This window comes from Pseudomonas sp. 05N36, assembly GCF_056397385.1.
In genome coordinates this window covers 200429-222965 of record NZ_JBFTNH010000001.1, presented here as the reverse complement: position 1 = coordinate 222965, position 22537 = coordinate 200429, and the positions used below count along the sequence as shown (strand labels likewise).

19 protein-coding genes are annotated in these 22537 nt (G+C 59.9%); 3 read left to right on the top strand and 16 right to left on the bottom strand.

The window, feature by feature from the left end; all coding sequences use genetic code 11:
• Positions 1–42 precede the first annotated feature (42 nt).
• Positions 43–693, top strand: a complete 651-nt coding sequence (locus AC1DIH_RS01085) for a hypothetical protein (protein WP_477770271.1) — start codon at positions 43–45, stop codon at positions 691–693.
• A gap of 89 nt (positions 694–782) precedes the next feature.
• Here AC1DIH_RS01085 and AC1DIH_RS01080 read toward each other — a convergent pair whose 3' ends face one another.
• The 16 genes from AC1DIH_RS01080 to gcbA form a co-directional block, all read right to left on the bottom strand.
• Positions 783–1379: a MarC family protein gene (locus AC1DIH_RS01080; protein WP_477770270.1), complete on the bottom strand. Its 597-nt coding sequence runs from the start codon at positions 1377–1379 to the stop codon at positions 783–785.
• A gap of 64 nt (positions 1380–1443) precedes the next feature.
• On the bottom strand, positions 1444–4221 hold the full coding sequence (locus tag AC1DIH_RS01075) for a hybrid sensor histidine kinase/response regulator (protein ID WP_477770269.1): 2778 nt from the start codon (positions 4219–4221) through the stop codon (positions 1444–1446).
• 99 nt (positions 4222–4320) lie between these two features.
• Entirely contained in the window at positions 4321–5616 is a 1296-nt protein-coding gene (purD, locus tag AC1DIH_RS01070) for a phosphoribosylamine--glycine ligase (RefSeq protein ID WP_477770268.1), read from the bottom strand.
• A 167-nt stretch (positions 5617–5783) separates the two neighbouring features.
• Positions 5784–7391 (bottom strand): bifunctional phosphoribosylaminoimidazolecarboxamide formyltransferase/IMP cyclohydrolase, encoded by a 1608-nt coding sequence (purH, locus tag AC1DIH_RS01065; protein ID WP_477770267.1) that lies wholly within the window; start codon positions 7389–7391, stop codon positions 5784–5786.
• An 82-nt stretch (positions 7392–7473) separates the two neighbouring features.
• Positions 7474–7794, bottom strand: a complete 321-nt coding sequence (gene fis, locus AC1DIH_RS01060; RefSeq protein WP_007921650.1) for a DNA-binding transcriptional regulator Fis — start codon at positions 7792–7794, stop codon at positions 7474–7476.
• Complete coding sequence (gene dusB / locus AC1DIH_RS01055) at positions 7791–8801, bottom strand: tRNA dihydrouridine synthase DusB (RefSeq protein ID WP_427529475.1); 1011 nt, start codon at positions 8799–8801, stop codon at positions 7791–7793. Before dusB ends, fis begins: the two co-directional genes overlap by 4 nt.
• Before the next feature lie 197 nt (positions 8802–8998).
• The gene (locus tag AC1DIH_RS01050; protein WP_477770266.1) at positions 8999–10261 is read right to left on the bottom strand and encodes a DUF3426 domain-containing protein; all 1263 of its coding nucleotides are present in this window, start codon (positions 10259–10261) and stop codon (positions 8999–9001) included.
• Positions 10262–10291: 30 nt separating this feature from the next.
• A complete protein-coding gene (prmA, locus tag AC1DIH_RS01045; RefSeq protein WP_216743484.1) occupies positions 10292–11170 on the bottom strand; it encodes a 50S ribosomal protein L11 methyltransferase in 879 nt (292 codons plus the stop codon).
• A gap of 311 nt (positions 11171–11481) precedes the next feature.
• Complete coding sequence (accC, locus tag AC1DIH_RS01040; protein ID WP_019693757.1) at positions 11482–12843, bottom strand: acetyl-CoA carboxylase biotin carboxylase subunit; 1362 nt, start codon at positions 12841–12843, stop codon at positions 11482–11484.
• Positions 12844–12860: 17 nt separating this feature from the next.
• On the bottom strand, positions 12861–13325 hold the full coding sequence (gene accB, locus AC1DIH_RS01035) for an acetyl-CoA carboxylase biotin carboxyl carrier protein (RefSeq protein WP_054595440.1): 465 nt from the start codon (positions 13323–13325) through the stop codon (positions 12861–12863).
• Between the two features lie 48 nt (positions 13326–13373).
• A complete protein-coding gene (aroQ, locus tag AC1DIH_RS01030; RefSeq protein ID WP_019693755.1) occupies positions 13374–13826 on the bottom strand; it encodes a type II 3-dehydroquinate dehydratase in 453 nt (150 codons plus the stop codon).
• A 131-nt stretch (positions 13827–13957) separates the two neighbouring features.
• The gene (locus AC1DIH_RS01025) at positions 13958–15721 is read right to left on the bottom strand and encodes a protein-disulfide reductase DsbD (RefSeq protein WP_477770265.1); all 1764 of its coding nucleotides are present in this window, start codon (positions 15719–15721) and stop codon (positions 13958–13960) included.
• A gap of 93 nt (positions 15722–15814) precedes the next feature.
• Positions 15815–16279, bottom strand: coding sequence for a hypothetical protein (locus tag AC1DIH_RS01020; protein ID WP_477770264.1), 465 nt, complete (start codon positions 16277–16279; stop codon positions 15815–15817).
• A complete protein-coding gene (locus AC1DIH_RS01015; protein ID WP_145017187.1) occupies positions 16257–16595 on the bottom strand; it encodes a polymorphic toxin type 44 domain-containing protein in 339 nt (112 codons plus the stop codon). Before AC1DIH_RS01015 ends, AC1DIH_RS01020 begins: the two co-directional genes overlap by 23 nt.
• A 195-nt stretch (positions 16596–16790) precedes the next feature.
• Positions 16791–17834, bottom strand: a complete 1044-nt coding sequence (locus AC1DIH_RS01010) for a methyl-accepting chemotaxis protein (protein WP_427529596.1) — start codon at positions 17832–17834, stop codon at positions 16791–16793.
• 970 nt (positions 17835–18804) lie between these two features.
• Entirely contained in the window at positions 18805–20475 is a 1671-nt protein-coding gene (gcbA, locus tag AC1DIH_RS01005) for a diguanylate cyclase GcbA (protein WP_477770263.1), read from the bottom strand.
• Between the two features lie 291 nt (positions 20476–20766).
• Between gcbA and AC1DIH_RS01000 the strand changes: the two genes are divergently transcribed.
• Both AC1DIH_RS01000 and AC1DIH_RS00995 read left to right on the top strand, forming a co-directional pair.
• Positions 20767–21834, top strand: a complete 1068-nt coding sequence (locus tag AC1DIH_RS01000) for a DUF2333 family protein (RefSeq protein WP_477770262.1) — start codon at positions 20767–20769, stop codon at positions 21832–21834.
• A gap of 3 nt (positions 21835–21837) precedes the next feature.
• Positions 21838–22407, top strand: coding sequence for an NUDIX hydrolase (locus AC1DIH_RS00995; protein WP_477770261.1), 570 nt, complete (start codon positions 21838–21840; stop codon positions 22405–22407).
• Positions 22408–22537: the final 130 nt, after the last annotated feature.

Here is a 22537-nt window from a genome sequence, read left to right as displayed (position 1 = left end):
GTCGCGCGTTTGTTTTTAACGTCGATGAACAAGGTGTTCAATATGTCAGAGCTTGCTGATGCTGTAGTAGTGGGTGGCTGCTTATTATCCTTTGTGCCCGAAGTTTGCCCGCGGGACCAGCAGGATATACAGGACTGTTTGTTGTATGCGGAACTGGCCGCGAATGATAAATACCCAGGGCAAGTATCAAAAAAAGTCTGGTTCGATTATTACCAGGGCCGGTTGTTGAAGGCGGGTTTCACACTCAAAGCTATCGTCCCCTCTGAGCCGTTGAGGGTGTCGAATGTCAATCAACTGCTGAATGTCAGCCATACCATCATCGGTGACTTGGGGGCGGAACGTTTAGGTCAGCTGGTTGAGGAAACTTACGCGGCGTTGAAGCTGGACGAGTTTGCCTGGAACTTCTTTCGCGGCAACGTCGCGAACAGTGGCTCGGGTATTCTCAAATGTGCACCTTGCGAACGTCTTGATTCCGGCGACGTGGTCGTCTGCCTGTACGGATTGCGCTATAGCACCACCGTGATTGAGGATGACTTCTTTTTCTGGAGTGAATTCGACAAAGAAGTGGTCATCATCCCGGATGGCGGCGTTTTTGCTTTCAATCGGGAGGTGTTTGAAAACTACCGTGGACGGGTCCACGAGAAAATCGACGCTTACTCAGACAAGATCCTGGTGAGGAAACTGAAGCTCTGAGTTGTTTGGTTTGATCAACATTGGCAAGGCCTTGTGCTTTAACGACAAGGCCTTGTTTTTCGGTGGGCAATCTCGTGATGGACGACGAACTAAGGCACCAAATACCCCTTCACCCCGGTAAAGATAATCTGCGCCGCCAACGCACACACAAACAACCCCATCAACCGGCTGACAATCTGCAAACCCTGGTCACCGAGAATCCGCTCGATGCGGTTGGACAGGTACAGCACCACGCCGACGGTCAGGCTGGCCATGGCGATGCTGAGGATGGCGGTGAGTTTGTCGTCCCAGTGCGGCTGGCTGACGCCCATCACCAGCAAGGCGCCGATGGTGCCGGGGCCGACAGTGAGGGGAATGGTCAGCGGGACGATGGTCACGTCTTGCTGCACGTTGTCGGTCTGGACCGCTGACTTGCCCTGAGCCATGCCCAGTGCCGAAATGAACAGCACACTGCCGGCGCCAATGCGGAAGGCGTCTACGGTGATGCCGAACACGCTGAAAATCATCCGCCCGAACAAATACAACAGCACGCTGGAAACCAGGGTCGCGAGGGCGACATTCCAGGCCAGTCGACGTTGTTCCTTGCGCGAATAACCGCGGGTCAGGCTGATGAAGCAGGACAACACGAAGAAGGGGCTGTAGAGCACCAGCATCTTCAGGTAAACGCTGAACAACACGTGGAGCATGGGGCAAGCTCACTGGCGAGGGAAGTCGGGGAGGAGTCTATCAGGCGCGGCGGGGTCTGTCGGCTCAGGACGTTTGAGCCGTTGCCTGATTCTGCTGATCGCGCTGTGCGACCCAATGCTCGATCAGTTCGCGCAGTTGTGAAAGCTCGACGGGCTTGGCCATATGGCCATCCATGCCGGCCTGGCGCGCGCGTTCTTTGTGTTCGGCGAGGATATGTGCGGTAAGTGCTACGACCGGTGTGCGGGTTCGCTGGTTGCCGACCTCCCAGGCACGCAGTTGCTGGGTGGCGGAGAAACCATCGAGGATCGGCATTTCGCAGTCCATCAACACCAGGTCGTAGCGCTGGGCCTTCATCGCCTTCAAGGCTTCTTCACCATTGCAGGCGGTGTCCGGCTGAAGGTTGAGCTTGCCGAGCATGCCGCGAATCACTTTGGTTGAAATGCTGTTGTCTTCGGCCACCAGAATGCGGAAATCGCTCGGCACCTTGACCACCGCAGGCGCGCCAGTCGGCAGTTGCAGTGAGATCGCCAGGCCTTTGCTGCGTTGGCTCAGTTCGTCTGCCAGCGTGGTCTTGAGGGTGTAGCCGGCCACGGGTTTGGCGAGGATGCGTTTGATTCCGGCATTGCGTGCGATGACCTTGCTCGGCGCGTTGCTGATGCCGGTGAGCATGATCAGCAGTATGTCGTGATTCAGGCTCGGGTCTTCCTTGATCTTCGCCGCCAGTTGCATGCCGGTCATGCCGGGCATGTTCTGGTCGAGCAGGACCACGTCGAAGTAGTCACGCAGGTGCGCCTTGGTGCGCAGCAGGGCGAGGGCTTCCTTGCCGGAAGGTACGGCGCTGACGTTCAGCCCCCAGGCGCTGCATTGCTGCACCAGGACTTTGCGGCAGGTGTCATTGTCGTCCACCACCAGCACCCGTGCGCCTTGCAGCGGGCCATCGAGATCGGAGGTCGGGTGTTCGAGGCGCTCGGGGTCCAGCGGCAAGGTCAGCCACAGTGTGCTGCCCTGATTGCTGCCGCTCTTGATGCCGAATTCGCCGTGCATCAGCAGAATCAATTGCCGGGCGATCACCAGCCCCAGGTTACCGCCCAGGCGGGTGGCGGACAGGAAGTTCTTGCTGTGCAGTTCGGCATGCAGCAGGGCTTCTCGTTCTTCGGCATCCATGGGTTGCCCGCTGTCTTGCACGGCAATGCGCAGGCGCGGTTTGAGGCTGCGTTCGTCGAGGGCTACGACGATCAGGATTTCGCCTTCGTCGGTTTTCTTCAGGGCGTTTTCCAGCAGGCTCAGCAGTGTCTGGCGCAGACGCGTCGGGTCGCCGCTGATCACGCGAGGGACCTGTGGCTGGATGAAGCTGATCAGCTCGACGTTCTGTTGTTCGGCCTTGGCGCGGAAGATGCTCAGGCAGTCTTCGATCAGTGCGTTGAGGTCGAACTGCACATCGTCGAGTTCGATTTGCCCGGACTCGAGCTTGGAGATGTCGAGGATTTCATTGATCAACGTCAGCAGTTCATTGCCGGCGCTATGGATGGTTTGTACGTAGTCGCGTTGCTTGACCGACAGCGGGGTGCCCAACAGCAGTTCGGTCATGCCCAGCACGCCATTCATCGGGGTGCGGATTTCGTGGCTGATCTTTGCCAGGAATTCGGCTTTGGCGTTGATCTCGGCGTTACTCGCCGCCAGGTCGCGGCTGATGCTGAAGCGGTCTTCGGTGATGCTGCGCTGGCGTTCGCTCAGGGCGATGCTCATCAGCACGCCGCAGATGCAGATGAAGGCCATCAAGGTCATGATCAGGCCTTGCGGCGCAACCAGGGTCAGCCCCAGCAGCGCCGGCAGGATGATCAGCGTGCCGACGTTGAACACCACCATTGCGGCCACGAACAGGCGTGCCGGTCGGTATCCCTTTTGCCAGTGATAGGCGCTGACAAAGAGCATGCTCAGGCCCGCCAGGGCCACCAGCGCATAGGTGATGATGTTCAGCGGCAGGGTGTCGACGAACAGCAACAGCAGGCTGCACAGGACAATGAACAGGATGTCCCCCAGCAGCAACCTGTTCAATGGATGCGGGCCCAGCGGGGCAAAGAAGCGGTAGGCGAACATCAGGCCGCAAGGGGCCGTCAACAGCAGCGCCAGATAGGCGCCGGGTGTCTGCACGGCATGCCAGTCGGGAAGCCATGGGCCTGCCAGGTTCAGCAACAGCACCAGGCTGAGCAACAACAGCCCCTCGCACGCCGCCAGCCAGAGGCTGCTTCGCGAGCGCGAATAACCGTAGCGCGTGAGGTTATACAGGATCAGCATCGCGATGCAGCCAAAAAACAGGCCGTAGATCAGCGTCTGGTTCTGGTGGGCTGCCGTCATCACTGCCGATTGCAGGGTGATATAAGGCCGCAACTCGTGCTCGGAAACCAGCCGCAGATAAACGTCGAGGGGTTTGTCGCTTTGGGGCAGCGGCAACATGAAGTCGCTGCTGGGGAGTGGTCGCTCGCTCTGCGGTTGTTCGTTGCCGCTGGTCAATTGCTCGACCAACGTGTCGCCATCCAGAACGTAGAGGTTCAGGTGCGACAAATCGGGGGCGAAGATGCGCAGCAGTTGTTCGTGTTTGCCGGGACTGAGCTTGAAACGCAGCCACAACGCGCCACTGGGTTCGGCGGCGGTGATCTGGTCGAGTTCAATCGGGCTGAATTGGTTGGTGTAGCGAGGCGAGCGGATATCGCTCAGTTGCAGGTCTGCCTGTTCGTCGAGCAATACCGCCCAGCCACTGCCTTGCGCGGCCTGGGCCGGGAGCATGCAGAGCAGGGTCAGCAGAGTGACGGTGAAACCTATGGCAATCCTGAGCCAGCGCACGGCGAAATCCCTTCGTAGGTTGATGCCAGATTATAACTATGCGCGGCGCCGGAATAGTACGGCAAGGGCCATAGGCCCTTGCCTAGCCGAATGGATAGCTTATTCCTGATTTTCGCCACGCTCACGGGCAATGGCGCGATAGCCAATGTCCTTGCGGTAGAAACAGCCTTCCCAGTTGATTTTGCCGGCCAGTTTGTAGGCCTGCTGCTGGGCGGCATCGACGCTTGCACCCATGGCGGTGGCGCAAAGTACCCGACCACCGGCAGTCACAACCTTGCCGTCCTTGAGCGCGGTACCGGCGTGGAAGACTTTGCCTTCCAGCGCAGCGGCGGCATCCAGGCCTTCGATCACGGCGCCCTTGGCGTAATCACCCGGGTAGCCGCCAGCCGCCAGTACGATGCCGACGCTTGGACGTGGATCCCACTGGGCTTCGACCTTGTCCAGTGCCTGTGCCAGCGCCGCTTCGACCAGCAATACCAGGCTCGACTGCAGGCGCAGCATCACCGGTTGGGTCTCGGGGTCGCCGAAACGGCAGTTGAACTCGATGACTTTCGGGTTGCCGGCCTTGTCGATCATCAACCCGGCATAGAGGAAGCCGGTGTAGACGTTGCCTTCTTCGGCCATGCCGCGCACGGTTGGCCAGATCACCAGGTCCATGACGCGCTGGTGAACTTCGCTGGTGACCACCGGGGCAGGGGAGTAGGCACCCATGCCGCCCGTGTTCGGGCCGGTGTCGGCGTCGCCAACACGTTTGTGGTCCTGGCTGGTGGCCATCGGCAGCACGTTCTTGCCGTCGACCATGACGATGAAGCTGGCTTCTTCGCCATCGAGGAACTCTTCGATGACCACGCGCGAACCGGCGTCGCCAAAAGCGTTGCCGGCGAGCATGTCGCGTACGGCGTCTTCGGCTTCGGTCAGGGTCATGGCGACGATCACGCCTTTACCGGCCGCCAGGCCGTCGGCCTTGATCACGATCGGCGCACCTTTTTCACGCAGATAAGCCAGGGCTGGCTCGATCTCGGTGAAGTTCTGGTAGTCGGCCGTCGGGATCTTGTGGCGAGCCAGGAAGTCCTTGGTGAATGCCTTGGAGCCTTCCAGCTGGGCGGCGCCAGCCGTTGGGCCGAAGCAGTCCAGGCCACGTTGACGGAACAGATCGACCACGCCCGCGACCAGCGGGACTTCCGGACCGACGATGGTCAGGGAGACGTTTTTCTCGGCAAAGTCAGCCAGTTGTTCAAGGGCCAGCACGTCGATAGCGACGTTCTCGCACTTGGCTTCAATGGCCGTGCCGGCGTTGCCCGGGGCAACGAAGACTTTCTGTACGCGCGGATCCTGAGCGACTTTCCAGGCCAGGGCGTGTTCACGGCCACCGCTGCCAATGATCAAAACATTCATTTCAAAAACCTCGGATGACGCTAATTCTTGATAGCACCGCAGGGGTGCTCTTATGTGGGAGCGAGCCTGCTCGCGATGGCGGCGGTACATCCAGAATCAATGTGGCCGGCAGAACGCTATCGCGAGCAGGCTCGCTCCCACAGGAGTTCGCCCACAGAGGGCAATAATCAGTGACGGAAGTGGCGCATGCCTGTAAAGACCATTGCGATGCCGGCTTCGTCAGCAGCAGCAATCACTTCGTTGTCACGCATCGAGCCGCCTGGTTGAATCACGGCGGTGATGCCGACCTTGGCGGCGTTGTCGATGCCGTCGCGGAACGGGAAGAACGCATCCGAGGCCATGACCGCGCCCTGCACTTGCAGGCCGGCGTGTTCAGCTTTGATGGCGGCGATGCGCGCAGAGTTCACGCGGCTCATCTGGCCGGCGCCGACACCGATGGTCTGACGGTTCTTGGCGTAGACGATGGCGTTGGATTTGACGTACTTGGCGACTTTCCAGGCGAAGATCAGGTCGTTGATCTCTTGCTCGGTCGGTGCGCGCTTGGTCACAACCTTCAGGTCTTCGCTGCCGATCATGCCGATGTCGCGGCTCTGTACCAGCAAGCCGCCATTGACGCGCTTGTAGTCCCAGGCAGCTGCACGATCAGCCGACCATTGGCCGCAGGCCAGCAGGCGAACGTTGGCCTTGGCGGCGACGATGGCGCGGGCTTCTTCGCTGACCGATGGGGCGATGATCACTTCGACGAACTGACGCTCGACGATGGCTTTGGCGGTTTCAGCGTCCAGTTCGCGGTTGAACGCGATGATGCCGCCGAACGCCGATTCGGTGTCGGTGGCGTAAGCCAGTTCGTACGCCTGGCGGATTCCGCCTTCGGCATCCGGGCTCACGGCAACGCCGCACGGGTTGGCGTGCTTGACGATGACGCAGGCCGGTTTGACGAAGCTCTTCACGCATTCCAGCGCAGCGTCGGTGTCGGCCACGTTGTTGTACGACAGTTCTTTGCCTTGCAGTTGGGTCGCGGTCGCGATGCCTACTTCGGCTGGCTTGGCTTCAACGTAGAACGCCGCGCTCTGGTGCGGGTTCTCGCCGTAGCGCATTTCCTGAGCCTTGATGAACTGGCTGTTGAAGGTGCGCGGGAACTCGCTGCGACCTTCGGTGCTGAGGGTTTCAGCAGCCTGGTTCACGGTGCCCATGTAGTTGGCGATCATGCCGTCGTAGGCGGCAGTGTGTTCGAAAGCCTTGAGCATCAGGTCGAAACGCTGGGCGTAGGTCAGGCCACCGGCCTTGAGGTTTTCCAGCACGCTGGCGTAATCGCTGGCGTTCACCACGATGGCCACGTCTTTGTGGTTCTTGGCAGCGGAGCGCACCATGGTCGGGCCGCCGATATCGATGTTCTCGATGGCGGTCGGCAGGTCGCAACCTGGCTTGTTGATGGTGGCTTCGAACGGGTAGAGGTTAACGGCGACCAGATCGATCGGCTTGATGCCGTGTTCGTTCATGATGGCATCGTCGATACCGCGACGACCGAGGATCCCGCCGTGGATTTTCGGGTGCAGGGTTTTCACCCGACCGTCCATCATTTCTGCGAAACCGGTGTAATCCGCGACTTCCACAGCGGCTACGCCATTGTCCTGCAGCAGCTTGAACGTCCCGCCGGTGGAGAGGATCTCGACGCCGAGGGCTTCGAGTTCCTTGGCGAATTCGAGGATCCCGGTCTTGTCGGAAACGCTGATCAAGGCGCGGCGGATCGGCAGGCGGGTGGTCTGGTCGGTCATCTCAATTTCCATCAAAAGCAAAGGAAGTCAGCAAAAAAGGCGACCGGTTTTACGCGGGCGCCTTTCTGGTTTGATTGAATGCTTACAACAAATCGTACTGCTTGAGTTTCTTGCGCAAGGTGCCGCGGTTCAGTCCCAGCAGCTCACTGGCCTTGGTCTGATTGCCCTTGACGTAGTTCATCACGCTTTCGAGCAGGGGAGCCTCGACTTCGGAGAGCACCAGGTTGTACACATCCGTGACGGCCGCGCCTTCAAGGTGGGCGAAATAATTGTGCAGCGCCTTCTCGACACTCCCGCGAAGGGTCTGGCCTTCTTCGCTCGGTGTATTGAGGTGCTGTTTCAAATTTACGTTGTCGCTCACGGGTGCTGTTCCACTCACTAAAGTCTCGGTCATCATCGTCATGCGGCCACCCCTTCTCCGTCCCCTGTCAGGCTCTTGTAGCGCTCGGAGAAGAACTCCCGAACGTTGGCGCATTGTGTTTCCGTACCATCCAAACGATTGAAGTGGGCGCGAAACTCCCTGGCGCCCGGCAGGGTTGCGAGATACCAGCCGACATGCTTGCGGGCGATGCGTACGCCCATGACATCTCCATAGAAAGCATGGAGCGCGGCCAGATGCTCAAGCAGAATACGTTCCACCTCGATCAACTCTGGTGCCGGGAGTTTTTCGCCGGTACGCAGAAAATGCTCGATCTCACGAAAAATCCATGGCCGCCCCTGGGCAGCCCGGCCTATCAACAGGCCATCGGCACCGGTCGCGTCAAGCACGTGCCGGGCCTTCTCGGGCGAGTCGATATCGCCATTGGCGAAGACCGGAATCGACACCGCCTGCTTGATCGCGGCAATGGTGTCGTACTCGGCTTCCCCGGTATACAGATCGGCACGGGTCCGGCCATGCACCGCCAGCGCCGTAATGCCTGCCTGTTCGGCGATTTTCGCCACCGTCAGGCCATTCTTGTTCGCCCGGTCCCAGCCCGTGCGGATCTTCAGCGTGACCGGCACATCAACCGCCGCCACGACGGCGTGCAGGATCTCGGTCACCAACTCTTCATCTTTCAGTAACGCGGAGCCGGCGGCCTTGTTGCAGACCTTCTTGGCCGGACATCCCATGTTGATATCAATAATCTGGGCGCCCAACTCGACGTTGGCGCGTGCTGCCTCCGCCAGCATCTGTGCATCGCCACCGGCGATCTGTACCGAGCGTGGCTCGGGATCGCCTTCGTGGACCATGCGCAGACGCGATTTGCGGGTGTTCCACAAACTCATGTCGCTGGTGACCATTTCCGAGACTACAAGCCCTGCGCCCAGTCGTTTGCACAGCTGACGAAAGGGCTGGTCGGTGACACCCGCCATTGGGGCGAGAATCAAGCCGTTGTGCAATGTATATGGGCCGATGCGTACCGCCGACATAGGACTTCCCTGTTGTGGGGTCGGATCATGAGAGTTCGAAAAAGGGTTGGCATGATACCCGCTCTCGATGACTGGATAAAGGCTGAATTGGATAAAATCTGAACAGTTATTCCGTTATTGCCAGCAGTTTGGTTCGAGGCGCCGGGAGTCGGAAAATTGCCGTCAACGGCGCGAGACTCAGCGCCGAGTGAGGTGATTCACTCGGGCGAGTGGAAGCTCAGGCTGTAGTTCACGGCTTTTGGGCCGGGATCGAGGATGTCCAGGGCAATATGGATCGGGGTTTGCGGCGGCATTTCTGCGAGGTCCGCGAGGTCGCCATTGAGGTACTCGCCCGGTTTGAAGCGGCGGCTGGCGATCAGATGGCCATTGAGGTCGGCAAAGCGCAGTTCCAGCAATGGGAACGGCTGCGAGAACGACGCGCGGTTGTAGATGATCGCGTCGACTACCAGCGCGCCGTTGAAGTCCGGGTGGCTACGCACCACCAGATTGCTGCTTTTGATTTTCGCGATGTCGACTTTGGACGGCACGCTGCAACCCATCTGCGGGCACAGTTGCTGGAACCAGKGGCGGTATTGGTCCTGACGGGCCAGTTCGTCGAAGTGATAGGCAACGTACTGGCCGGCAAGGGCTACTGCGCCCAGCAGGACCATCAGGCCCCAGAAGAGCCGGCGACCCCAGGGTGAGCGGCGTTTTTGCCAGTCGAGTTGCAGCGGATCGTCGACCAGGTCCTGCAGCACCTCGTCATGCACGGCTGATTCGTTGCGCGTGCGCTTCTTGCGTACTGGCTCGGCTTCAGGGGCTTCGTCGTCGATATCGTCATCGGTTGCGGACAGGCGTTCGTGTTTGCCTGCAGGCTCCGGCGTTTCGAAGGGCTGGTCGAGGCGCAACTGCGGTGCCTCGGGCTCATCGTCCAGATCGACCAGCTCAAGCGACAGCGAGGGTTCGGTGCGCGAGGGTTTTTCCGGTTCGTCGATGATGTCTGGTGGTCGATGGCTTTCGGTAGGCGTATGCGTGTGCTCGCTGGCCCGCGCGCGTTCGGCGGCGGAATCGCTGAACAGGCTGTCGGCCCAAGGCTCTTCACCTTCGGGTGTATCCCGGCGGGCGCTCAGCGAGTCTTCCTTGTGCTTGCGCTCATGATGGCCGAACTCTTTGGTGGGCTGGATTTCCCGTTGTTCAAGCTTGGCGAGTTCTTCGTCGAGGTCGAGGCTGTCCAGATCCAGTTCGGCGGCTGTCCACTGCTTCTGGCTGATCGCCCGTTGCGTGGGCGGCTCGACCGGAGGCGGGGTCGTGAGGGCGCTAGCTTCCTTGCCCATGCGCTGCTCGAGCAACTGCCGCGCAGCATTGAACACTTGCAGGCAAGAGCCGCAGCGAACCACTCCACGGGCCACGCTCAATTGGGCGTGGCTGACGCGGAAACTGGTCTGGCAATGCGGGCACTGGGTGACGAAGCTATCGGTCATGCGGCCATCCGGAGTATGCAGGCGCTCATTTTAGCGCCGACGGCCGGTAATGCGCACCCAGCCATCGCGATTGGCAATCGGGTCCAGATCAAAGTCTTTGGCATAAGCCTCTGCGACTTCCGCACCTTGCTCGGCAAGGATGCCCGACAGGGCCAGGCGACCGCCGGGCTTGACCAGGCTGGAGAGTTGCGGGGCCAGGGAAACCAGTGGTCCGGCGAGAATGTTGGCCACCAGCACGTCAGCCTGCACCTGCGGCAGATCCTGGGGCAGGTACAGTGGGAACAGCGCTTCGTCGATGTTGTTGCGCCCGGCGTTGTCGCGGGAGGCTTCCAGTGCCTGCACGTCGATGTCGGTGCCGACGGCTTCCTTGGCGCCCAGCAGCAGGGCGGCGATCGCGAGGATCCCCGAGCCGCAGCCGAAGTCCAGTACGTGGCAGTCCTTCAGGTCCTGGCCATCGAGCCATTCCAGGCACAAGGCGGTGGTCGGGTGGGTGCCGGTGCCGAACGCCAGGCCCGGATCGAGCAGCAGGTTGACCGCATCAGGCTCGGGTGCGGCGTGCCAGCTCGGGACGATCCACAGGCGCTGGCCGAAGCGCATTGGCTGGAAGTTGTCCATCCAGCTGCGCTCCCAGTCCTGGTCTTCGATGACTTCGCTGTGATGCTCGGGCAGCGGGCTGCCGGTCAGTAGCTCAAGGTGAGCCAGCACGCTGGCGGCTTCGGTGCCACCTTCGAACAGGGCCAGCAGGTGCGTGTGCGACCACAGTGGGGTGGTGTTCAGTTCCGGCTCGAAGATCGGCTGATCTTCGGCGTCCATGAAGGTCACCGAGACGGCGCCGACTTCAAGGAAGGCGTCTTCGTAGGTTTCGGCTTGTTCTGGGCTGATGGCGAGACGGACTTGCAGCCAAGGCATGGCGGGCACCTTTGAAAAATGTAATGTGCAGCCTGGCGGGCTGCGAGAAGCGGGCAAGTTTACGCGAGAGCGGCGCAGAAGACGACCGGCTTGCCAGGGATATACCTGTGGCGAGGGAGCTTGCTCCCGCTGGAGCGCGAAGCGGTCCAAAAATGGGCACCTCGGTTTTACCTGGGGCACTGCTGTTGGATGGTTTGCGGCTGCTTCGCAACCGAGCGGGAGCAAGCTCCCTCGCCACAAGGGTTCTGCATTCAGTAATCCCGGAAACAACAAAGCCGCTCGAAAGCGGCTTTGTTGGTCTGGATCAAGCTTTAGTGCTGTGCAGCCAGCTTGTGTTCCAGGTAGTGGATGTTGACTCCACCTTTGCAGAAGCCTTCATCGCGGGTCAGGTCGCGGTGCAGCGGGATGTTGGTCTTGATCCCGTCGACCACGATTTCGTCCAGCGCATTGCGCATGCGCGCCATGGCTTCTTCACGGGTTGCCCCGTAAGTGATCAGTTTGCCGATCAACGAATCGTAGTTCGGCGGAACGGCGTAGCCGCTGTACAGGTGCGAATCAACCCGCACACCGTTGCCGCCCGGGGCATGGAAATGCTTGACCGTGCCTGGGCTTGGCATGAAGGTTTTCGGGTCTTCGGCGTTGATCCGGCATTCCAGCGCGTGACCGCGGATGACCACGTCATCCTGGGTGAACGACAGCGGGTTGCCAGCGGCGATGCTGAGCATCTCCTTGACGATGTCGATGCCGGTGACCATTTCCGAAACCGGGTGCTCTACCTGGACACGAGTGTTCATCTCGATGAAGTAGAAGCTGCCGTTCTCGTACAGGAACTCGAAAGTCCCGGCGCCACGGTAACCGATGTCGATGCACGCCTTGACGCAGCGAGCGAAGACTTCCTGGCGAGCCTTCTCGTCGATGCCCGGTGCCGGCGCTTCTTCGAGAACCTTCTGGTGGCGACGTTGCAGCGAGCAATCGCGGTCACCCAGATGGATAGCATGGCCCTGGCCATCGGAAAGTACCTGAACTTCCACGTGACGTGGGTTGGTCAGGAATTTTTCCAGATAGACCATCGGGTTGCCGAACGCCGCGCCAGCTTCGGAGCGGGTCAGTTTTGCCGAGGAGATCAGGTCTTCTTCTTTGTGCACAACGCGCATGCCGCGACCACCACCGCCGCCAGCGGCTTTGATGATCACCGGGTAACCGACTTCACGACCAATGCGCAGAGCGGTTTCTTCGTCTTCCGGCAGCGGGCCGTCGGAACCTGGAACGGTTGGTACGCCAGCAGCGATCATGGCGTGCTTGGCCGAAACCTTGTCGCCCATCAGGCGGATGGTTTCAGCTTTCGGGCCGATGAAGGCGAAGCCGGAGTTTTCCACCTGTTCGGCGAAGTCGGCGTTTTCCGCGAGGAAGCCGTAGCCTGGGTGAATGGCGGTGGCGCCGGTCACTTCGGCAGCGGCGATGATCGCTGGAATGTGCAGGTAAGAGTGCGCGGCCGATGCCGGACCGATGCACACCGATTCGTCTGCCAGGCCCAGGTGCATCAGCTCCTTGTCGGCCTTGGAGTAAACGGCGACGGTCTTGATGCCCATCTCTTTGCAGGCACGCAGGATCCGCAGGGCGATTTCACCGCGGTTGGCGATCAGAACTTTTTCCAACTTCGCAGGTTTCAACATCGTTGGCTCTCCGCGGTTCAAACGATGGTGAACAGCGGTTGGTCGTACTCAACCGGCTGGCCGTCTTCGACGAGGATGGATTCGATCACACCGCTGGTTTCAGCTTCGATGTGGTTCATCATCTTCATGGCTTCGACGATGCACAGGGTGTCGCCTTTCTTCACGCTCTGGCCAACTTCAACGAAGGACGGCGAGGACGGCGAAGATTTGCGATAGAAAGTGCCCACCATTGGCGAACGGGCAACGTTGCCGTTCAGCGCTGGCGCAGCGGGAGCAGCAGGTGCAGCGGCGGCAGCAGGCGCGGCAGCAGCGACAGGTGCCGGAGCCGGAGCGTGCATTGGCGCAGGAGCGTAGTACTGCTGAGCCGGGGTTTTGCTGTGGCGGCTGATACGTACGGACTCTTCGCCTTCCTTGATCTCGAGCTCGTCGATGCCGGACTCTTCCAGCAGTTCGATCAGTTTCTTAACTTTACGGATATCCATGAATCATCAACTCCCAAGGGTCGGTCAGGGGCGTTTAACGCTTGTTGTTCAAGCCGTTGCCTGTCTTTCAAGCTGTTCTAGTGCGGCCTCCAGGGCCAGTCGATAACCGCTGGCGCCAAGGCCGCAGATCACTCCCACCGCAACGTCGGAGAAGTAAGAGTGATGGCGGAAAGGTTCGCGTTTGTGCACGTTAGACAAATGCACTTCGATGAATGGGATGCTCACCGCCAGCAGCGCGTCACGTAATGCGACACTTGTATGCGTAAAAGCTGCTGGATTGATCAAAATGAAATCCACACCCTCGCCGCGAGCGGCGTGAATGCGGTCGATCAATTCATACTCGGCGTTGCTTTGCAGGTAGAGCAAATGGTGGCCGGCATTTCGCGCACGCTGTTCCAGGTCCTGATTGATCTCGGCCAGGGTCACAGCCCCGTAGACGCCCGGTTCGCGGGTGCCGAGCAGGTTCAGGTTGGGTCCGTGCAGTACCAGTAGGGTCGCCATCGGCTGTTCCTTGTTATCTGTGTGCAGTTATCAGAACCCGGCGACTATGCCGCAAAGCGTTTGTGACTGTCCAGTTCTCTGCAATAGCCAGCACAATGACCGATGATTGCGCGAATTATGTGACCAACTGATTAAATCCGGTCATTCGCTTTGGCGACACGTTCGGCGAAGTCCCTTGCATTGATCTCGCCAATCACTCGCACATCGCTACGTTCATTGCCGTCCTTGCCGAAAAACATCAGCGCCGGTGGTCCGAACAGCTTGTAACGGTCGAGCAGGGCGCGTTGTTCGGCGTTGCTGGCGGTGATGTCGAAGCGGATCAGTCGATAACCTTTAAGGCGTTCGACGACGCTGCTGTCGTTAAGCACCTCGTGCTCGATGACTTTGCAGCTGATGCACCAGTCGGCGTACCAGTCGAGCAGCAGCGGGGTGTTGGCGGATTTTGCTTCAGTCAGCACTCGATCGAGTTCCGCCGGGGTGCTGATGGTTTGCCATTCACTCGGGTTTTGCGCTTGAGCGCTGCCAGGAGTGTTGATGACTTTTGGCTGGCTTATCGGGCTGAACGGATCGGCCTGGCCGCTGAAGGCCCCGTACCAGCACGCCAACCCGTAAAACACCAGGAGTATCCCGAGCAATTGGCCCAGGCGTTTTCGCGGTGGCTTATAGCCAAGCTCCAGCGCCCCGAGGAACAAGCCAACCCCGGCCGCCAGCAAACCGATCAGCAGCAAGGTGATGGGGCCTGGCAATACCCGGCTGAGCAAGCCGATTGCCAACCCCAGCAACAACACGCCAATCGCGTTTTTCACGTAGATCAGCCACGGTCCGCTTTTCGGCAGCCAGGCCGCGCCGCCGGTGGCGACCAGCAACAATGGCGCACCCATCCCCAGGCCCAGAACGAACAGCTTCAACGCGCCGCCCAACGCATCGCCGCTGGCGCTTATATACAGCAGTGCTCCGGCCAAAGGTGCAGATACACACGGCGAGACCAACAGGCTCGATACCACTCCGAGCACGGCCGCGCCCCACAGCGAACCCCCTTCGGTGCGACCGGCAATACGGTCCAGGCGGCTGCTGATTGCATAGGGCAATTTCAGTTCGAAGATCCCGAACATCGCTAACGCAAACACCATGAAGAACAAGGCAAATGGCGCCAATACCCACGCCGATTGCAGGCGTGCCTGAAGGTTGAGCTGGGCGCCGAACAACCCCATCAATGCACCGAGTGCGGCGAAACAGGCGGCCATCGGCAAGACGTAGGCCAGTGACAGATTAAAACCGCGCAGCCCGCCGACCTGACCGCGCAACACCACGCCGGAGAGGATCGGCAGCATCGGCAGCACGCATGGGGTAAATGTCAGGCCAAGGCCCGCAAGGAAGAACAGCGCCAGTTCGCGCCAGCTCCAGCCTGCGGCACTGGCCGGGGGGGTAATGGCTGCACCGTCGATTGTCAGGCGTTCGGTTTCCGGTGGATAACACAGGCCTTTATCGGCGCAGCCCTGGTAGGTGACGGCCAGCGTGAAAGCCCGCTGATCAGCACTGTTGCGTGGCAGGTCGACGTCGAGAATGCCGTGGTAGACCTCGACATCGCCGAAGTACTCATCGTGCTTTTTTTCGCCTGTAGGCAGTTGCGCGGCCCCCAGGCCAATGTCGGCGGGCTCGCTGTGAAACTGGAAGCGATGCCGGTAAAGGTAGTAACCCTCGGTAGCGACGAAACGCAGTTTGATCGATTGCGGCGTGCTCTCCACCAGGCTCAGTTGAAAAGCTTCGCGCACGGGCAGGAAGTCGGCGCTGTTATTGATCGAGCCCAGGGTTGAACTGGGGCGACTGTCCAGAAGGCCGGCGGCATTCACCGGCAGGACCAGCACTAACAGCATCAGGCAGAGCAGACGGCGCATGACAATCTCGCGTATCGAAAGTGGGAACATGATAACTGAGTGCGCGATGCATGCGCCTACGCCGAATCTTCGACAGCTCCCAGGGGAACGCGTTTACTTTGTTGATTGATCGCTGGAGTGGTTGCACAAGTTGATTGTCACGGGGCTGTAGTCGGCGCTGTTGGCATGTCGGAACAGCGTGCTGCTGTGATACTCATAGACTTCCTGATGGGTCGATACATTGATGACCGAGCCTTGGACATTGATCTTTATGGCTGGATCTCGGGTGACTAAAAACGGAGCTGCAGTCTTGAGTTCAGACGCTATTTGTTCGTCGGATGCCAGTTCGCGATAGACATAGTATCGATAGCTGAACGGTACTGTTGCTCCGCCTCGATCATCCTTGACGCCGTAGACGAAGCCATTTTCGCCAACGGATAGTTTGAGTACTACATCGGTCAGCACCGGGGCGCCGGGAGACATAAGCCAGGTCCAGCCGATGTAGCCCAGGCATACCGCCAGCAGGCAGGAGGTGACGATGGTATATACAGTTTTTTCAGTAGTTCCTGAAGCGGGCATACCTGACTCCTTTTTTGATCCATTCCTGATCTGCAGGGTCATCGCCAAAAGGGGCCTCGCTCCACCAGCTTCCAAATTCTACTTTTGTCGTTTTTGCCTGCGTCTGGGCAAAACCGGCGGCACGTAACAGGACATTTTCGGAAAAACCCGCAGCAATCCCGGCCGCGCCATAATTGAAATTACCGAAGGCTTCATAGTCAGGAGACAGTTTTTTGTAATCCCAAGGGCCGCGATTCCTGACCTGGGTATAGAACCAGGAGTAAATGAACGCGGATCCCTCTTTCAAAACTTTTTTCTTATGGAAGGCAACAGCCATGTTTTCCTCCACAGATACACTAGGGGGCGAAGTTGGAACTATCACGGGGCACTCCTTTGCGCGCTCGATTAATTGAAGCGCTAAACCTTAGCATCAAAGCGAAGACTAAATACTGCCGTATGGACAAATAGGTGTGTTTATACAAGAGCTTAGGTGGCGATAGTCCTGCTGGCCAGTGTGTTCGGGGCCGCAGACTTAAACCCGAAATGCCTGCACTGCCGTATGCAATTGCCCACCCAGCACCAGCAGATTCTCGCCCTGGCTGCGGCCTTCACCGATACGCACCAGGTTATCCCCGCCCAACTGATGAATCCGCTCGCTGTGATCGCGGATTTCACTGACGGCGCCACTTTGCTGGGCCGTGACATCGGCGATGCGCACCGCGGTGTCGGCAATGGTCTGGATCGCCCCGACGATTTTATCCAGCGCACCGTCAGCCGCTTGTGCCTGACTGGCGGTGGCTTCTGCGTGCTCGACCTGGGCACGCATGCCTTCTACCGATTGTCTTGCGGCCTGTTGCAGGCCGGCAATCAAGGTCTGGATTTCTGCGGTAGCACCGGCGGTGCGTTGCGCCAGCGAGCGAACCTCCTCGGCGACCACCGCAAAACCGCGGCCCATTTCCCCGGCGCGAGCGGCTTCAATCGCCGCGTTCAGGGCGAGGAGGTTGGTCTGATCGGCAATCGAGCGAATCACCGTCAGTACGCCACCGATGGTGGCCGACTCTTCGGCCAGATGCTCGATCATTTGTGCGTTGCCCTGGACTTCGCCGACCAGTGCGTGCAATCCGGTCAGGCTCAAGCCAATGACCTTTTGCCCGTGCTCGACCGCCAGACCGGCGTGACGGCTGGCGTCGGCAGCCTGGCTGGCATCGCCGGCGACTTGCTGAATGGTCGCTTCCAGCTCGCCAAGCGAGTCGCGGATCAGCGCGGTGTCGCCGGCCTGATGTTCGGCGCCACTGTGCAAGTCGCTGCTCAGTTCGGCTAATACCCGGCTGCTGCCGGCCACCTGTTCGGCGTTCAAACGGATTGTCCCGACCAGATCCACAAGATAAGCGCGCAGGCGATTCAGCGATTCTTGAATATCGTGCAGTTCACGGTTGGTTGCGCCGAGCTGAATGTCCCGACTGAAGTCGCCTTCGGCCCAGGTCGACAGCGCTGGCGCCAGATTGGTCAGCACACGGGCGAGGCGTCGTTGCAAGGTGTCGATGAGCAGCGCGATCAGCAGGATCAGGCCGATCATCACGCCCTGCATGAGCCGCACTTCACCCTGGATTTGCCCATGTTGCGCGCGAACGGTGGGTTCCAGCCCGGCGATGGCCTGTTGCACGGCGGCAATTTTCAGGTGGGTGGCGGCGCTGAGGTCGGCGCGTTTCTGGATCTGTTCGCGGGTGCGACCGAGTTCGGCGGGGTAGCGGGTCAGCAGGCTGGCAAGATCACGCTTGAAACCGGTGCCGGCATCTTCGGCGACGGTTTTTTCAGTGTTCTCCAGGCCCATCATCGCCGAGAAATCGTCGGTATTCGATTCTTTGCTGGCGGTCACGCCAAGCAGCGGCAGTGCTTCGATCAGCTCGGCCTGAGCGCGGATGCTGCTGACTTCGCGCTCGACATCGGCCGCCAGTTCGCTGCGGCCACTGCTGACCAGTTTGTCCCGGGCCAGCGAGAGTTTGCCGACGTGCTGCGAGGCAATGAGCAAGGGTGGAAGATAGGCGGCAGCGGCAGGTGTATTGGCGTTGGTGGCGTATTGGCTGAGTTGCTCCAGACTGGCGCCCAGTTCGCGCTCGGCCTGGAGCAGCAAGGCTTGCGGATCACCCGCCAGTTTGCCAGCGGCCAGCAGGTCGGTCTTGCTGAAGTCATCGAGGCTGGCGAGGCTCGGACGCAGGCTGTCGGCCAGCTCGGACGGCAGTTCGTCGAGGTCTTTTTGCAGGGTTTCGATGGCCTGGCTGGCGCTGCTCAGGCGCAGGGCATCGCCGCTGGCCAGGTAGTCTTCGACGTTACGCGCCACTTGATTTTGAAAGTGTTGCGACAGGCCCAAGTAGCGCTCCATCAACAGATAGGGGCGCTCCAGAGCTTTTTGCGACCACCAGAGGGTGGCGCCGAGTGCGAGGCACACTGCGACTAATAGCAGGGTATTGAGATTGGTCAGCAACTTCAGGCGCATCGCGGTTCTACCAACGACAGAATGGTAAGTGCCTGAAGTTATTGCGTTTGTGTTACAGGGTTATGACCGAATCGGTGGATTCAGGTGAAAAAGTGGCACTTTGATTTGACGACCGCGCGGCTTGAACGCGATTGCGTCCGGCGTGCTTGGCGCGGTACAGCGCCTCGTCTGCCTGGCTGGCCATCATCAGGCTGTCGGAATCCTCGTGCAGGTCCACCACGCCGGCGCTGAAGGTGCACCAGAGGTCCTGCGGCTGGGCCGGGTAGTGGATCTCGGCAAAGCGCTGGCGGATTTCATCGAGCACTTTATAGGCCGATTCGATATCGGTGTCCGGCATCACAATGGCGAACTCTTCACCGCCATACCGGCCGATGAAGTCGGTCTTGCGCAGGCGTTGCTTGAGAAACAGAGCCAGGCTCTTGATCACCCGGTCGCCCATGGGGTGGCCGTGGCTGTCGTTGACCCGCTTGAAATGGTCAATGTCGAGCATCGCAAAGCTCAATGGCTTGTTCTCGCGGCGGGCGCGGAAGCTGCAGTCTTCGAGCAATTGCAGAATATGGGTGTGGTTATAGAGGCCGGTCAGGCTGTCACGGACCATCCGCGCCTTGAGGTTGCGCGCCCGGGCCGCCCGGTTGCGCACGGTGGTGATCAGGTGTCGCGGCTTGATCGGCTTGGTCAGGAAGTCGTCGCCACCTTCGCTCATGGCGTCGAGCTGCTTGTCCAGGTCGTCTTCGGCCGACAAGTAGATGATCGGCACGCTGACATAACGATCATTGTGCCGGATCACCTTGGCCAGTTCGGTGCCGGTGCAGGYCGGCATGTACATGTCGAGGATGATCAGGTCCGGCTGGAAATCCGCCAGCTCGGCCATTGCCTGAATCGGTTCGATCAAGGTGCGGGTGACGATTCCGGCACTGTTGAGCAGGCGCTCGGTGTGCAGGGCCTGGGCACGGGAGTCGTCGATGATCAGCACTTTATAAGGTTCGTACTGGGCGACGCAGGTCAGCACTTCGATCTTTTCCAGCAGGCTCGACGCTTCGAGGGTGCCGGTCAGAAACTCCTGGCCGCCGGCGCGTACGGCTGCGAGGCGGGTCGGGGTGTCGGTTTCCAGCAGGCTGAAAAACAGCAGCGGCAGTTTTTGCTCCAGGCCTTCCTGGGCTTCGGCTGCCAATTGCAGGCCCATGCCGGGGCCGCTGAAGTCGACGTCCATGACAATCGCTGCCGGCAACCGCTCGACCATCGAGGAGCGAAACGCCGCCACGCTGTCCAGCGATTGCGCGCTGAGACCGAAAAACTCGAGTTGCTTGGCCAGTCGCTCGGCGCGGTCGTGATCTTGCAGCATCACGTAGATCGGCTTGCGCAGTGGCGGTAGAAAGGTTTGTTCGAGCTGGTCGCCATGCCGCAGGCCGGTGCGCGACAGGCGCTGCATCAGGCGATTGAGGTCGGTGATCAGCCCGCTGCTCAGGCGCCCGCGGTTGGCATCGACGGCCGCAAGCGACTGGCTGATGCTGTGCGCCAGGTGGGTGTGCTCGGGTTGTTCGAAACGTTCGGCGAAACGCAGCAGCCGCAGGTTCGCTTCACTCAGCTCTGCCAGGTCGGCGCCTGACCATTCACAGCGTTGCAGGCGCTGCCATATCTCAAGAATCTGACGTGCTTGATGAATTACCCGCTGGGCAAAGTGGTGCTTGAGGCGCTCACGGCTGGGGTCTTCTGGCTCGGTCATATCCTGACTACTAGTTAGGGTGCATGCTGAGATCGACTGGTGGCTCTATGCTAGCACCTCTTTCCGATGCCATGAGTGTCGTACATCAATAAACTGTAAAGCGACGTTATTCAGTTCCTGACCGACTGGTCGCATAGGCTCAACGCTGTGCTTCATTTATAGTGGCTGCTCGACTCGCGGCCACTGTGCGATCCACGGTCTGCCGGGCAGATTTAATCTGCTCGCAACAAAGCACGATGGGGTAGGGTTGTGGTCGAACCGACGAACTCAAGTGATTGAAAGGATATCGCCATGCTGGACTGGAAGAACCGCACAGGCAGCGCGCCTGAACGTGCCGCCGAACCCAAGTCGGCAACCCGCAGCTATTTAGGTGGCCTGCTGTTCAGCCGCGCATTGGCCACCTTGATCGGCCTGTATTTGCTGGTGGTCCTCGCCGTGGGCTGGTACTGGAGCCATGAACCTGCGCTGTTTCCGGTTCAGCAGAACGCGCAACTGGCCGCCGAGAAGGAAGGCAAACAGATGGTCATCGGCTACACCACGGTCGAAACCCTCAAGACCGTCGCCGGTACCTTGCTGCACAAGCCGGGTGGCTATATTTCCAACGACCGTTTTCCACCAGGCTTGTGGCTGGACGACATGCCGAATTGGGAATATGGCGTGCTGGTGCAAGTCCGCGATCTGACTCGCGCCTTGCGTAAAGACTTTGCCCGTTCGCAATCGCAATCGGCTGAAGACGCTGATCTGGCCAAGGCCGAGCCGCGTTTCAACTTCGACAACAAGAGCTGGATGCTGCCGTCCAGCGAGTCGGAATACCAGGAAGGCATCAACTCCCTGAGCCGTTACCAGGCTCGCCTGTCCGATCCAACGCAAAAAAACGCCCAGTTCTATGCGCGTGCCGACAACCTGAACAACTGGTTGGGTGATGTCGCGACCCGTTTGGGGTCACTGTCGCAACGCCTGTCGGCCAGTGTTGGCCGGGTCAAGCTGAACACCGCGCTGAAAACCGAAGCCCTGGCGCCGGGTCAGGTGCCGCAGGTCGATGAAGAGCGGGTGGAAACCCCTTGGCTGCAGATCGACGACGTATTCTATGAAGCGCGCGGTCAGGCCTGGGCACTCTCGCATTTGCTGCGCGCCATTGAAGTCGATTTCGCCGATGTGCTGGCGAAGAAGAACGCGACGGTCAGCGTACGTCAGATCATTCGTGAACTGGAGGCCTCCCAGGAAACAGTCTGGAGCCCGATGATCCTCAACGGCAGCGGTTTCGGGATTTTGGCCAACCACTCGCTGGTCATGGCCAACTACATCTCGCGGGCCAACGCGGCAGTTATCGATTTGCGTCAATTGCTCAATCAGGGCTGAGTCATGGTCGATAACCTGAATGAGGCTGCGCACCGCGCAGCCTCGGACGCCGAACAGATCGCCTGGGTCGACGAGCAGGACAACCTGCTCGGCTCGCTGGTGCGCTCGGACTTACGCGTGCGCGGGCTGATCGGGCGCGGCACTTACATCATGCTGTTCAACTCGGCCGGCGAGCTGTGCGTGCATCAGCGCACGTTCAGCAAAGCCATCTATCCGGGGTTCTGGGATGTGGCGGCGGGGGGCATGGTGCTGGCGACCGAAACCTACGCCGAATCGGCGGCCCGTGAACTGGAAGAAGAGTTGGGCGTCAGTGGGGTCGAGCTGACCGCCCATGATCATTTTTTCTTTGAAGACACTGGCAACCGCCTGTGGTGTTCGGCGTTTTCGGCAGTCTGGGACGGGCCATTGATCCTGCAGCCGGAAGAAGTGCTTCAGGCCCGCTTTATTCCCATCGAACAGGTGATGCTGGAAATCACGCAGAAGCCTTACTGCCCGGACTCTCTGGCGGCGTTGAAGCGCTATCTGCGCGCGCGCGGGGGTGACGCTCTGAAGGGCGTCGCAAAAGATCTATAAAATGGCGCCGATTGGCTCTTAGCAAGTGCGCTTTTTGCCGTTACACTGCGCGACCTTTTCAAGCTGAACCGGCACTCCTTTTTGTAAGGGCGTCCGGTCAGTAGCGCTGCCCCTGCCTGAGTGGGGCTTC

Bases quoted from the DNA above. Each gene is read 5' to 3' on its own strand.
- AC1DIH_RS01085 (WP_477770271.1), top strand. From the start codon at position 43: ATGTCAGAGCTTGCTGATGCTGTAGTAGTGGGTGGCTGCTTATTATCC.
- AC1DIH_RS01080 (WP_477770270.1), bottom strand. From the start codon at position 1,379: ATGCTCCACGTGTTGTTCAGCGTTTACCTGAAGATGCTGGTGCTCTAC.
- purD (WP_477770268.1), bottom strand. From the start codon at position 5,616: ATGAATGTTTTGATCATTGGCAGCGGTGGCCGTGAACACGCCCTGGCC.
- purH (WP_477770267.1), bottom strand. From the start codon at position 7,391: ATGACCGACCAGACCACCCGCCTGCCGATCCGCCGCGCCTTGATCAGC.
- fis (WP_007921650.1), bottom strand. From the start codon at position 7,794: ATGACGATGATGACCGAGACTTTAGTGAGTGGAACAGCACCCGTGAGC.
- dusB (WP_427529475.1), bottom strand. From the start codon at position 8,801: ATGTCGGCGGTACGCATCGGCCCATATACATTGCACAACGGCTTGATT.
- prmA (WP_216743484.1), bottom strand. From the start codon at position 11,170: ATGCCTTGGCTGCAAGTCCGTCTCGCCATCAGCCCAGAACAAGCCGAA.
- accC (WP_019693757.1), bottom strand. From the start codon at position 12,843: ATGTTGAAACCTGCGAAGTTGGAAAAAGTTCTGATCGCCAACCGCGGT.
- accB (WP_054595440.1), bottom strand. From the start codon at position 13,325: ATGGATATCCGTAAAGTTAAGAAACTGATCGAACTGCTGGAAGAGTCC.
- aroQ (WP_019693755.1), bottom strand. From the start codon at position 13,826: ATGGCGACCCTACTGGTACTGCACGGACCCAACCTGAACCTGCTCGGC.
- AC1DIH_RS01025 (WP_477770265.1), bottom strand. From the start codon at position 15,721: ATGCGCCGTCTGCTCTGCCTGATGCTGTTAGTGCTGGTCCTGCCGGTG.
- AC1DIH_RS01020 (WP_477770264.1), bottom strand. From the start codon at position 16,279: ATGCCCGCTTCAGGAACTACTGAAAAAACTGTATATACCATCGTCACC.
- AC1DIH_RS01015 (WP_145017187.1), bottom strand. From the start codon at position 16,595: ATGGCTGTTGCCTTCCATAAGAAAAAAGTTTTGAAAGAGGGATCCGCG.
- AC1DIH_RS01010 (WP_427529596.1), bottom strand. From the start codon at position 17,834: ATGATCGGCCTGATCCTGCTGATCGCGCTGCTCATCGACACCTTGCAA.
- AC1DIH_RS01000 (WP_477770262.1), top strand. From the start codon at position 20,767: ATGCTGGACTGGAAGAACCGCACAGGCAGCGCGCCTGAACGTGCCGCC.
- AC1DIH_RS00995 (WP_477770261.1), top strand. From the start codon at position 21,838: ATGGTCGATAACCTGAATGAGGCTGCGCACCGCGCAGCCTCGGACGCC.